An 11596-nucleotide genomic window follows, 5' to 3' on the forward strand; every position below is an offset into this window, starting at 1 on the left:
GCTCAGGTTCCCTAGATCCAACGCTATGAAGGGTCATCTCTGGCTCTCTCTATAAATCAATGTTGCGTTCATCACCGAAATGCTGAAAGACCGGGACAGAGGGGCAAATCGGCGTGCTTTCATTCTGTAAGAGAGCAGTCTGTCTTTATCCTGATCTGGCTTTAACATTTACAAAGCGCTGTTCCGGTTTCACGGAACCATAATAATCTGATGGAAATCAGGCTTTTGAGCCCTGTCAAAAAAATTCCATATTTCAAAAGGCCGCCTGAAATCGTCAGCATCGAATAAGATTGATAGGTTGCGCCCCTCAGGTCTGTTCTGCGCTTCGTTACGAAAGTTTTTCCATGCGGGTTTCTTTTCCGTCACGTGCTGTGTTCCTTGCTTTCGCGCTGACGGTGCCTCTTGCCGGCTGTGTCTCAAACGCTTCACATAACACACAGGATGTCGCGCGAGAGCGACAGGCGGCGCGAAACCCCGAGACCATGATGAAAGTCGGCGACAGTGCGCGCGCACGCGGAGACTGGACCACCGCCGCAGCCTTTTACGGCCGGGCCGTTGCACTGCGCCCCGGACAGCCGGATTATGTCGGGCCTTATGCCGAAGCGCTCATGCATCAGGGGCGGACGAACGAGGCAATTGAAGCCATTCATGGTGCCGAAGCCAACGCGACGCCTGCCGAACGTGTGCGTCTTGCGCTGCTGCTTGCCCAGTTGCTCAATACCGCACAGCGGTCACAGGAAGCGATCGGGGTTCTCCTCCCCGTGATCCAGCAGAACCCCAATTCCGCTCCTTTGCGGGTGGCGCTGGGAATTTCGTATGAAATTTCCGGAGATGCACAGGGTGCGCGCCAGAGTTATCGCGATGCGCTGCGGATCGACCCGAACAATATCGCCGCCGCCAATGATCTCGCCCTTTCGGAAGCCCTTGGAGGGCAGCCTCATCAGGCGCTGAACGAGCTTCTGGCCCTGAGGACGCAGGCCGTCGAGCGCGGGGCTTCAGCGGCCTCGCTCTCCACGATCGACGGGAATCTGGCGATTGTTTACGCTCTTGAAGGCAAATTATCGGATGCGCGGCAATCCGCACGCTCGGCGGCCCTCAGCAGCGAACAGATCCAGCAGAATATGCGGTTCTATACGCTCCTGCACGCCGCTCAGGGCGTGGATGCCGCCTCGTCCGCAACGGGGGGCTGAGACGCATCAGTCTGCGTCGTGGTGTTTGTGGATGTTGCCGGACTGTCGCTTCCAGTCGTCGCAGACGAACTGGCACCCCCCATGCTTCCACCGCCGATGGCGGACGGGACATTCGACGTCGCAGACGTTCTGTTCTGCGAAGTGCGATCCATCCCCGCCTCCCACAATTCCACAACGCGCCCAAACCGCGCGCCATTGGCCGGTTGCAGATGGGCAGGCTCCAGCAGATCCCCCGGATTGGCAATTTCCGCGGCGAGCGCTGCGGCCTGAAGGCATTGTCCAAGGGGATAAAGGCTGTCGGACGTGTCTCCGGTCCAGGATGGGCGGACGGCCTGACGACAATCGGGTTGGGCTACGACATACGCCCTGAGAACGAGTGTGTTGGACGCATCGTGGACCACGCGGATCCGCGCCGGTTCCACACCGGCACGGACGAGCGCGTGCGTCACCAGAGCCGTAATCTGCGGGTCCGCACCGTTGATCGTGGCGTGAACAGCGCGCGGATCGCCCAGTTTGGTGAGCGCGGCATCGAGCGCACGGTCTGCGTCGGCGGAATCAAGAGGAATGCGATGCTGGTTGACGCCCAGAAGAAGCGGCGGCGGAGGGCCAGACGAACGCGTGCCGCTGAAGGTGCATCCGGCCAGCGACAGTGCGAGAAGGGCGAGGAGCGCGTGTCTCATTCGTAAAGAAACCCGGCCGCACCCTGAAGATGAGGCATGCGTGTGGGATCGGGCGCATCTATTGCGGCGGCCGCCGAGCGTCGGAGCAGCAGCGCCTCGATGGCGGATGTCGGACGGATATAGTCGGTCGGCAGCGCCGGAACACGATCGGATGGATGAACGATATAGGCCGTGACGACGATCAGCAGTTCGCTCTCGTTGCGCTGGAACGACGTGGAGCGAAACAGCGATCCAAGTACCGGAATATCCGCCAGCCCCGGCACCTTGGAGATGGTATTGCTGGCATCGTTTGAAATCAGACCGCCGATAGCAAAACTCTGACCCGATGCAAGCTGAATGGTCGTATCAGCCCGGTTGGTGCGGATGGCGGGAACGACGCTGCTGCCGGAAATGGAATACGCCCCTTCCGACGCTTCCGTGGAAACGGAACTGACTTCCGGTGCGACATGCATGCTGATGGTGCCGTCAGACAGGACCGTTGGCGTGAAATCGACGCTGACGCCATAATTTTTGTAGGTAATCCCGACAGTGCCCAGACCCTGCGGGATCGGAACGGGGAACTGCCCGCCGGACAGGAACTTGGCTGTCTCGCCCGACATGGTGGTGAGGTTGGGTTCTGCCAGCATGGTCGCAAGCCCCTCCGTCGCCATGGCGTCCAGTGTGCCTGTGACGGACGAACTCCCGCTCGTATAGCTTCCCGAAAGCGCATTGCTTGCGCTCGACAGGGCCTTGATGGCGCTGGGAACACCACTCAGTCCGCCCGTAGCGGCACCGATGGCGAAAGAGCCCACACCGTTGAAAACTGTCGTCCAGTTAAAACCCAGATCCTGCGAGAGCTGCCGTTGCACTTCCGCAACGCGCACGACAAGATTGACCTGAACCGGCTCGCTGATGGTCAGGCGGTTAATCAGTTTCGCACCACTCCCGCCATATTGCCGGGCGAGAGCCTCCAGATGCGCGGCGGCTTTGGCATCCGGAACAGAGCCGGACAGGACGACACCTTCAGGCGACATTTGCACCTGAACATTCCGGCCCCCTTCCTTGGCGATCATGGTACGCATCGCGTCCTTGTTGAACGTGACCGTCACGTCGCCGGAAATCATTTTCTGGCCGCTCTGGTCCAGCACGATAAGTGTCGTATGGCCGGGTTTTTTGCCGAAGATGAACAGGCCGTCATTATCGGTATATTGCACGTCCATAACCGTCGGATCGGCAATCATGACATTGCCTGCCGCGCGGGGAAGCTGGATCAGCTGCGCTCCTCCGACCGATAGCGTCATGGACCCACCGTGGCGGGCAGACTGCACCTGCGCGGCTGCGTTTTGCGGAATGGCGCCGACGCATACGGCGCCGAAGAGCAGAAAAGATCCCTGCAATGCGCCTGTGCGGGCGGCCTGCCAGAACCGTATGCGGTGTGTTGAACGGCCTGAAATCATACTGAAAAACTGTTCATCATGCCGTAAGTCCCATGTCCTTATCGAGCCGTGCCGCAAGACGATAACCCACGCCGCGCACGGATTCGATCGTCACGAGGGAGCGTGCCTTTGCAAGCTGCCGCCGAATGCGGCTGACACGCACCTCAAGGGAGTTCGGGCAGTACTCGGCCTGTGCGCCGTAAACGTCATGCTCAAGTCCGGCGCGGGGCACGACGTGACCACGGCGGCGCATCAGTGATTCCAGAATGAGCGTCTCTCGGCGCTGGAGCGTGAGTTCGAGATTACCGACCCGCACTTCACGTGTAGCGGTGCAGAGGGTGAGGTCACTGAACTGATGCTGCTCTGCCGACCGGATGCGCGGGCGACGCATGATAGTGCGAACACGTGCGACCAGTTCGCGGGGGCTCACATCGCGCGTCACGCTGTCATCCGCGCCCGCTTCAAGGGCCGCGATCCGCTCGTCCTGACAATTGGCGATGAGCACGAGGAATTCGTCGCCGTCATGTCGCCGGCAGCGACAGCGCGCCTGCCACCAGACGCTATAGACGCCATCGCCACTTGTGGAATCCAGCAGGACAAGACTGTAATTCGAAGCCGTCAGGGCCTCGTTGGCATCGTCGAGCGTCGTGAAAACATCCGCGCCGAAACCGGCGCTCTGAAGGTTTTTGGCAAGGCTGTCGGCATACCCGCTATCGGGGGACATGATCATCAGTCTCATGTGCGTTTCTCCTGCAAAATCCGTTGATCTGTCATTGCTGTCTGGCAATGGCTGCATCGGCCCCGAACACGTCCGTTCCGATGGACGCGATGGGATGGACCGGGAATTCGTCGGCAAGGTCCTGATACGAGAGAACGGGGTTGTCGAAGCCGTTCCGGATCAGGAATCCCCTGACGAAGCGTCGCGTGTCGACCGAACACACGATGATGGGTTTGGTGGTTTCCGCTTCCGCACCGGATTTCCCGGGGGCGTTGGCCAGACGCTCGCGGACGGCCTCCAGAAGTTTTTGGGACGCATCCACTTCCAGCGCCAGAAACGAACCGGCTGGTGTTTCGCGGACGGACTGTCGCAGAAGCTGGTCCGTTGCCTGCGACAGAACGATCGCGGGGATCGCCCTGTGGTTCGTCGCATAACGGTGGCAGATCTGACGGGACAGGGCATTGCGGACATGTTCGGCCAGCATCGGCACCTTGTTTTCGGTCTCGCCCCACTCCACGAGCGTTTCCAAAATAAGGCGCATGTTACGCAGCGACACATCCTCTTCCACGAGACGCCTGAGAACTTCGGCGAGACGCTGGACGGGCACGAGTTTCGTGGCCTCGCGCGTCAGATCGGCATATTGTGCTTCCACGCGCTGGACGATCTGCCGCGTTTCCTGAAGCCCAAGGAAACGCCCGGCATGGCGACGCAACGCAGCACGGAAGCGGAAAGCAATGATCCCGGCATGATCATGAAACCCTATCCCCGCCGCCCGGAGCCGCCCTTCGCTGACGGAGGGAACCCAGAGGGACGGATCATTGGTCAGCAGAGCAACGCCTTCCTCGCCATCTATTCCGGCAAGGTCCAGATGAACCGGATCGTCATGCAGCAGAAGGAAGTCCTTGCGGAGTTCATGCTCCTCGATGGGAACGTCTTCCAGATCGATCGAAAATCGCAAATCCCCGCTGTCGTCGCGCTGTCGGAGCGTGGGGGGCGGGAACTGGAAGCCTAGATCGTTGCCGATTTCCATGCTGACGCGCGCCAGAAGACGGGTCAGACGTCCCTGATCCAGAGTGGCGTTCAGCTTCTGGCTGAGAGTAATCGCCATCAGGGGGGTGAAGTTTTCCTGAAGTGTCGTGCTGGCGTGCCCCGCCGGTGAGGCGGCGGAGAAGACATCGTCCTGCGCGCCGGGATGCGTTTCGGCGGAGCGTCGGAACACGCGGTTCGTCAGGCCCTTCCAGTCCGGGCGACTGCCGCAGAAGAAAATTGCCGCCAGAATGAGGAAGACGGGTTTAGGAAAACCGGGGATCAGCCCCATCGCCAGAAGCACGACCGACGCCACGCGCAGGGCGCTGCTGTTTGCGGTAAGCTGGGTCGCCATATCGCGGCCCAGATCCATGCCATGACCGCCCACGCGCGTGACCACGACGGCCGCCGTGATGGACAGCAGAAGCGCCGGAATCTGCGAAATCAGAGCATCGCCAACCGTCAGCAGCGTGTAGGTCTGCATGGCTTGACCGATCGCCATGCCATGCTGCGCCACACCAATGCCGATCCCGCCCACCAGATTGACCACGATGATGATCAGCCCGGCAATCGCATCGCCCTTCACGAATTTCAGGGCGCCATCCATGGCACCATGCAGGGCGCTTTCGCTGGCCAGTTCCGTGCGACGGCGTCTAGCCTCGATCGCGTCGATATCGCCCGACCGCAGATCGCTGTCGATGCTCATCTGCTTGCCGGGCATGGCATCGAGCGTAAAGCGCGCCCCCACTTCGGCAACACGTTCGGTGCCTTTTGTGACGACGATGAACTGGACCGTGGTGACGATGGCGAAGACCACCAGACCGACGACGATGTTTCCGCCAATGACGAATTCGCCGAACGTTTCAACAATCGCCCCGGCATCCGCCGTCGTGAGGATCAGCCGCGTGACCGTGACTTCAAGCGCCAGCCGGAACACGGTCGAAACGAGGATCATGCCGGGAAGCGCTGTCAGATCCAGCGGCGACCGCAGATAGACCGCCACCATCAGAAGCAGGACCGACAGGCTGAGATTACATCCGATCAGCACGTCTGCGAAGGCTGCAGGCAGCGGCATGATGAGCATGCCAATCGTCAGGACCAGCACCAGAACGAGGGCCAGATCTTGCCGCTGGCTCATGACCCGGAAAAAGGGCGTGAGATGCTTCATGCCGCAGCGTGCCGCGTATAGTGCGCAAAACAGGTGCGCGCTTCGTCGAGCCGACCAAGCTGATGCAGCGCCCGCGCTCTCAGAAGCGCGTTGCCCGCATCGGGAGTGGTCTCAAGCCTGTCGAGACAGTCGAGCACGACGAGGGCGAGTTCACTGCGGCGGATGACGGTATAGACATGCGCCAGCATTCTCAGACATTCACGGTCTCCCGTGCGCTGGGCGAGCACCAGCAGCAGCATGGGCAGAGCCCGCCAGGGCCGTCCGCAGCAGATATAGAGATAGGCCAAAGACAGCAAAAGATCGCGTTGATCGCTCTCCATGCCTAGCCGCCGATCAGACTGTTGGACGCCTTGAGCAACTGCTCCAGAGCCGCAAGCTCATGCCTGAGCGTCTCCAACCCACCAGGGACGACAGGTGCTGTGCTGGAGCGTGAGGAAGCCTGTTCTTCCAGCCGTCGCAGCAGTTCCTGTCTGCGGGATGGCAGAAGAACCGCCGGGTTGCGGAGATGTGGCATGATGTGGGCGTACACCGCGCCAATGACAGTGGGCGGATCGATGGTTTCGGACAGTGCGTTTTCAGGCGCAAGCGTCTGGCGAAGGGCAGCAACTTCAGCGTTCAACAGACTGTCGTCATGCTGAAGCGACAGATCCTGCAGAGCGCGGTCGAGACGAACAGTGCCTTCAGACCAGACCCTCTGAACCATCTATACTGTCTCCGGCTGATCTACCGGTGAAGCAGATCAGTACTGAAAGTTAACAGGCCGTAAACCCTTGTGCATTATTACGGTATGTTTCCGTATTTCTGAAAGAGACAATCCTGTGACAATTTCAGTGCCGACCCGGTAGCGCTGCGAATGCACGACAATATTGGGATTTTTTCCGCTCCAGACGGCCTGAATGGGCACATCAACCGGCGCAGACTCTGGCGCAACTGAGACGTTCGAAACCCAGACCGCCTGCGTTCCGAAGGACGCATCGAACCATTTTTCGACATCCCGAAATGTTTTCATTTCCTGAGCCGAGAGACTTCCATCGATGATGATAACGCCGGAAGAGGCACTGACCTTGAGTTCAGGAAGATGATTTTGCGTTAGCTGCTGCACAACCAGACGTCCAAGCTCGGCATCGCTGACCGTCTGCTGGGTGGAAGCTGTTTCCAGATCGGGCGTGCGGGAAGGAGAGACGCTGGCCGTTTTGTGCGCGGGCGTTGCGGAGCGTGACAGCGCCTGCATTACGACGAGCATCAGAACAATCGCCATCCCCCCGACGATCATAAATGTGGGATTGGTTTTTCGTTTTGTATCAGGAATATCTTCGGTTGTAGAGGTAAGCGTTTCCGGCGGAGCCGCGATGGTGCCATCAGAACCCAGATGAAGGGAAACAGTGCCAAGCAGGAGTGTTGCGGGACCTGTGACGGTCGTGCTCTCACCAGACGGAAGCGCCACCGTATTCACTACGACATCCGGTGCAAGGGCCTGTAAAATATAGGTACTACCAGACTGTTGCCTGATCGAAAGATGTTGTGCCGCGATGCCGTCATCAAGCAGCGCCATGGTCGCATCCGGGCCTGAGCCGATAATGACAGGCTCTGTGCCGAACGTCATGACGGCATCGCTGTGCAACCCGTTCTGAACAACCAGCATGATGCGTCCCGGCTTGGGAGGACAGGTCCTCCAGGTGATAAAAACGGAAAATGGCCCGCACGACGGGATCTGCTCCCGACATGCAGGCCATGTCCGACGATGCGGAAATCAGTCCTTCGTGAAGGCAGACTTCGCGTTGCTTTCCATCGTCTGGGCAAAGTCGTTTGCAAACGTCTGGGCGTTGGAGATTTCAGACATCTGTTCCTGCTTCTGCAGGTTCTGGTCTTCCATGGCTTCGGACTCCTGCATGATCTGCTGCATGGTTGAGTCGCTGCTGGCAGAGATGGAACCGCTCATTTTGTTCTCCATGACATTGTTAGTGACTAAAAACAGCGCCGTTTTCTCTCAGCGCCATTCGGAAATTCACATGAACTCCCGAAAACCGTGACGTTCGTAGCGAACGCCTGAATACGCTCTGCACCCTCCCCGCACCCCGAAGGCGCGCGGGGCAGAATGCCGGGCGTCAACCCAGTGCAGACTTCAGTTCAGACGCAGCGGAGCTGCCGTTGAACGTGCCGGACTGAATTTCGCTGGCCAGCATCTTCGCAACATCGGCAAGGCTGTTGTTGCCAGCGTTCGAGGCTTCGCGAGCCAGAGCATTGAGATTGTTGAACTCATCCGAGCCGGACTTACCGGACTGCAGGGCATCCGCAATCGTGTCGACGTTGTTGCTCAGCGCATCGACGCTGTTGCCCTGAAGAGCCTGCTTGATAGCATTGCTGCTGCCACCCTGGTCGTAGGTACCATCCGACAGGCTGCGGCCAATATTGCCCGCAACGGAAGAGTCGAGGCCGTTACCCTGCTGGCTGGCTTCCGACGAAACAGCCTGAGCATACTGCTGGAGCGTATTGCCGTTCGTGCCGTTCATGTCGACGAGCGTCTTCAGCGTTTTCATGTCATCGCTGAGATTGCCGGTCAGGGACAGACCCGTGTTTCCAACGGGTGTAGGTGTCGAAGAACCGGTACCGGACGACCCCGTGCCCGAAGCGTTGCCGCTTGCTTCCATTTCCTGCAGGAGCTGGATCAGGGCCTGCTCCATTTCCTGTGCCGTTTCCGTGCTCAGGTTCTGGCCGGTGACTGAAGTGTTGAGGTCGCCCGTGCTCATCGGGCTAAATGTTGTGTTGTAACTGTCAACCGAGGACATGCGGCTCTCCACATCAGAAAATCTGTGATCAGAGAGCAAGATATCGCTTACCCTCTTACCCGAACGTTCCATCAGATGCGGCTGCAGTTCTTATGGTCGTTTCGGTCTGACGAAAGAGATATTTGAGCAGTCTGACCAAAACCTGACGTAAATTTCTTCAGAATTAATTTCTGGGAAAAACCGGAAAATGTTCACTAAATTGCAATCAAAAAGCTACGCGGGCTTAAAAATCCGGAAGAGCGTGTTCCTGATACAGGAACGATCTGGCTGTTCCGTGAACACCTGATGACGCCAATCAGTGTTGTTGAAGTTCCGGAAAACGATTTTTAATATCTTTCAAAAAGGACTGATAAAAGAAATTTTTGAGATTTAAGAATTTATTTTCAATTAAAACGGTAATTTACTAAAAAATTTGGCTTTTCAGAAGAATTTTTACTCACACTCAGATGTAACTTCCTCATCTTCAGAAAGTCGCATATCTTTCCGGCACATTGTTTCTATTTCGAAAAGCCGACACACCATGCCAGACTTCCCCCAGAATGGTCCGCAGGACAACACCCGCTCCGTTCTGGTCGCCTTATTGGCAAGCGCGATTGTCATCAGCGCTATCTGGATCCTCAAACCATTTCTTCCAGCCACAATCTGGGCCGTCACCATCGCGGTGACCACCTGGCCCCTGTTACACCGCCTTCAGACTGTCGTCGGAAATAGTCGCCGGATGGCGGTCTCATTGACAATTCTGATCGCCATGCTGGTTTTCCTTCTCCCGCTCTGGCTCGCCATTACCACCGTTTCCAGTCATTTTGGCGATATTGCCGCCCTGATTTCCATGGCTTCAACACTTCATATTCCCAATGAACCAGAATGGCTCGGCCGCCTTCCTCTGATTGGCCCGCATATCGCGCCGCTCTGGGACCGTGTTCAGCACATGCAACTCCCGGAAATGATTCAAAAAATTATTCCCGCGCCGGAAACGATGATCCACACCTTCCTGGCTTACGCCGGCAGCTTCAGCATTCTGGCCCTGCAATTCATCCTCACGCTTGTCATTCTCGGTGCTCTTCTGATGCGCGCGGAGTCTGCGACTGCCATTGCCAATACTCTTGTCACCATTCTGGCAGGCCAGCGGGGCAGGGAAATGTTGCAACTGGCCGCCTGCACAATTCGAGGCGTGGCTTTTGGCGTCACAGTGACCGCCGTCGTAGAATCTACCGTTGCTGGCATCGGACTAAAACTCGCAGGTGTCCCCTGGGTCAGTATTCTTACCGCCGTCACATTCATGATCTGCCTCTTGCAAGGCGGACCGGGCTTTACCCTGATCCCAGCCGTAATCTGGGTCTATTTTGAACGTGGCCTCGTGCCCGCTGTACTTCTGTTTGCCGTCACGATCATCACGATTATCATCGATAACGTGCTGCGTCCGTTCCTTATCCGCAAACAGGCCGATATTCCGCTCATTCTCATCATGCTCGGCGTTATCGGTGGGCTGGGCGGGCTGGGGCTTGTCGGCATCTTCATTGGCCCACTGATCCTGTCCGTTGCTTACACGCTGACCAAAAGCTGGATCAATGACTCCGCTCAGAAAAACCCTTCCCTCACACCTCCCACGGAACCCTGAACCGACGACGCTACTCGGCCGCTACTAGCCCATAATTTTGCCTGATACGTCGGGCCTGATGAATGAAATAAAGCTTGGCACCTGTCATGCGGACAGAACGAAACACCAGATAAAGCGGTGCCGTCAGGGCCGTGCGAGAGGATAGCGGAATATAGGCCACCTGTCCGGCATGATGCTGCTGCATGGACTGCGGGACGAGAGAGATTCCCAGCCCCCCGGCAACCAGATTGAGAGCCGCTAGAAGCTGCGGCCCCTTCTGATGGATCCGTGGTGTAAAACCCGCTCCCAGACAGGCATCCACGATCGTTTTGTACAGGCCGTTATTGTATTGGCTCTGGTACAGGATGAAGTCCTCATTCTCGAGGTCAGTCAGTTTTAGACCTGAAGCCGGAGCATCTTTCGCCAGACGGTGCGTTCGAGGAACCGCCACCACCATAGGTTCTTCCACGATCAGTTCGACCACAACATCCGACACATCGGGAATGGACGTCCGCACAAAAGCGACATCCACCGTATCCTCCCGCAAGCCTCCCAGAAGCTGGCTGGAATTGCCCTCAGTCAGCGTCAGGCCAACGTCCGGCCAGGTTTCGCGAAACTGTCCCAGCATGTCCGGCAGACTGGGATGACACAGAGCGGAGTTGGTGAACCCGATCGACAGTTCCCCAGTCTCCCCCCGCACGATCCGGCGGACATCTTCGACGGTCTCGTCCATACGCGCGATGACATCATACGCTCCTTTGAGCATGCTCCGTCCTGCGGACGTTAGCCGCATGCCCTTTGCATGACGCTCGAAGAGTTGAACCCCCAGTTCCTGCTCCACTCCTTTGAGAAGCCGCGTCAGCGGGGGCTGCTGAATTCCCAGCCGCTCGGCAGCCCGGGTGAGGTTGCGCTCCTCGGCAATGGCGATGACGGCATGGAGGTGTCTGAGTTCGATCATTCCATACCTTTAAAGTATGATGAAACCCCTCTGCAAACATTGGTTCAGACACGGAACT

At 58.0% G+C, this 11596-nt stretch carries 12 protein-coding genes; 2 read left to right on the top strand and 10 right to left on the bottom strand.

What is annotated here, in order from left to right; all coding sequences use genetic code 11:
• Window positions 1-344: 344 nt before the first annotated feature.
• A complete protein-coding gene (locus tag GKO01_RS02540; RefSeq protein ID WP_099285610.1) occupies window positions 345-1190 on the top strand; it encodes a tetratricopeptide repeat protein in 846 nt (281 codons plus the stop codon).
• On the opposite strand, the gene GKO01_RS02545 is transcribed toward GKO01_RS02540, so the two are convergent.
• From GKO01_RS02545 to GKO01_RS02585, 9 genes are all read right to left on the bottom strand, one after another.
• Window positions 1151-1870, bottom strand: a complete 720-nt coding sequence (locus GKO01_RS02545; RefSeq protein WP_099285611.1) for a hypothetical protein — start codon at window positions 1868-1870, stop codon at window positions 1151-1153. The two genes, GKO01_RS02540 and GKO01_RS02545, sit on opposite strands and share 40 nt — an antisense overlap.
• Window positions 1867-3306, bottom strand: a complete 1440-nt coding sequence (locus GKO01_RS02550) for a type II and III secretion system protein family protein (RefSeq protein WP_099285612.1) — start codon at window positions 3304-3306, stop codon at window positions 1867-1869. Before GKO01_RS02550 ends, GKO01_RS02545 begins: the two co-directional genes overlap by 4 nt.
• Before the next feature lie 16 nt (window positions 3307-3322).
• A complete protein-coding gene (locus tag GKO01_RS02555; RefSeq protein WP_167383412.1) occupies window positions 3323-4024 on the bottom strand; it encodes a winged helix-turn-helix domain-containing protein in 702 nt (233 codons plus the stop codon).
• Between the two features lie 31 nt (window positions 4025-4055).
• Window positions 4056-6197, bottom strand: a complete 2142-nt coding sequence (sctV, locus tag GKO01_RS02560; protein ID WP_099285614.1) for a type III secretion system export apparatus subunit SctV — start codon at window positions 6195-6197, stop codon at window positions 4056-4058.
• A complete protein-coding gene (locus GKO01_RS02565; protein ID WP_099285615.1) occupies window positions 6194-6517 on the bottom strand; it encodes a tetratricopeptide repeat protein in 324 nt (107 codons plus the stop codon). Before GKO01_RS02565 ends, sctV begins: the two co-directional genes overlap by 4 nt.
• A gap of 2 nt (window positions 6518-6519) precedes the next feature.
• Window positions 6520-6900, bottom strand: a complete 381-nt coding sequence (locus GKO01_RS02570; protein ID WP_099285616.1) for a hypothetical protein — start codon at window positions 6898-6900, stop codon at window positions 6520-6522.
• Between the two features lie 36 nt (window positions 6901-6936).
• Entirely contained in the window at window positions 6937-7839 is a 903-nt protein-coding gene (locus GKO01_RS02575; RefSeq protein WP_099285617.1) for a SctD/MshK family protein, read from the bottom strand.
• A 108-nt stretch (window positions 7840-7947) separates the two neighbouring features.
• Window positions 7948-8136: a hypothetical protein gene (locus GKO01_RS02580; protein ID WP_141306867.1), complete on the bottom strand. Its 189-nt coding sequence runs from the start codon at window positions 8134-8136 to the stop codon at window positions 7948-7950.
• A gap of 166 nt (window positions 8137-8302) precedes the next feature.
• Window positions 8303-8983 (bottom strand): hypothetical protein, encoded by a 681-nt coding sequence (locus tag GKO01_RS02585; protein WP_099285619.1) that lies wholly within the window; start codon window positions 8981-8983, stop codon window positions 8303-8305.
• 520 nt (window positions 8984-9503) lie between these two features.
• On the opposite strand from GKO01_RS02585, the gene GKO01_RS02590 reads away from it, so the two are divergent.
• On the top strand, window positions 9504-10601 hold the full coding sequence (locus GKO01_RS02590; protein WP_099285620.1) for an AI-2E family transporter: 1098 nt from the start codon (window positions 9504-9506) through the stop codon (window positions 10599-10601).
• A 10-nt stretch (window positions 10602-10611) separates the two neighbouring features.
• Here GKO01_RS02590 and GKO01_RS02595 read toward each other — a convergent pair whose 3' ends face one another.
• Window positions 10612-11538, bottom strand: a complete 927-nt coding sequence (locus GKO01_RS02595; protein ID WP_099285621.1) for a LysR family transcriptional regulator — start codon at window positions 11536-11538, stop codon at window positions 10612-10614.
• Between the last annotated feature and the right edge of the window lie 58 nt (window positions 11539-11596).

This window comes from Gluconobacter kondonii (assembly GCF_002723995.1).
In the GTDB taxonomy this organism is placed as follows: Bacteria; Pseudomonadota; Alphaproteobacteria; order Acetobacterales; family Acetobacteraceae; genus Gluconobacter; species Gluconobacter kondonii.

What these genes read in the sequence shown, in the direction of transcription:
- GKO01_RS02540 (WP_099285610.1), top strand. Translation starts at nt 345, where the DNA reads ATGCGGGTTTCTTTTCCGTCACGTGCTGTGTTCCTTGCTTTCGCGCTG.
- GKO01_RS02545 (WP_099285611.1), bottom strand. Translation starts at nt 1,870, where the DNA reads ATGAGACACGCGCTCCTCGCCCTTCTCGCACTGTCGCTGGCCGGATGC.
- GKO01_RS02550 (WP_099285612.1), bottom strand. Translation starts at nt 3,306, where the DNA reads ATGATTTCAGGCCGTTCAACACACCGCATACGGTTCTGGCAGGCCGCC.
- GKO01_RS02555 (WP_167383412.1), bottom strand. Translation starts at nt 4,024, where the DNA reads ATGAGACTGATGATCATGTCCCCCGATAGCGGGTATGCCGACAGCCTT.
- sctV (WP_099285614.1), bottom strand. Translation starts at nt 6,197, where the DNA reads ATGAAGCATCTCACGCCCTTTTTCCGGGTCATGAGCCAGCGGCAAGAT.
- GKO01_RS02565 (WP_099285615.1), bottom strand. Translation starts at nt 6,517, where the DNA reads ATGGAGAGCGATCAACGCGATCTTTTGCTGTCTTTGGCCTATCTCTAT.
- GKO01_RS02570 (WP_099285616.1), bottom strand. Translation starts at nt 6,900, where the DNA reads ATGGTTCAGAGGGTCTGGTCTGAAGGCACTGTTCGTCTCGACCGCGCT.
- GKO01_RS02575 (WP_099285617.1), bottom strand. Translation starts at nt 7,839, where the DNA reads ATGCTGGTTGTTCAGAACGGGTTGCACAGCGATGCCGTCATGACGTTC.
- GKO01_RS02580 (WP_141306867.1), bottom strand. Translation starts at nt 8,136, where the DNA reads ATGAGCGGTTCCATCTCTGCCAGCAGCGACTCAACCATGCAGCAGATC.
- GKO01_RS02585 (WP_099285619.1), bottom strand. Translation starts at nt 8,983, where the DNA reads ATGTCCTCGGTTGACAGTTACAACACAACATTTAGCCCGATGAGCACG.
- GKO01_RS02590 (WP_099285620.1), top strand. Translation starts at nt 9,504, where the DNA reads ATGCCAGACTTCCCCCAGAATGGTCCGCAGGACAACACCCGCTCCGTT.
- GKO01_RS02595 (WP_099285621.1), bottom strand. Translation starts at nt 11,538, where the DNA reads ATGATCGAACTCAGACACCTCCATGCCGTCATCGCCATTGCCGAGGAG.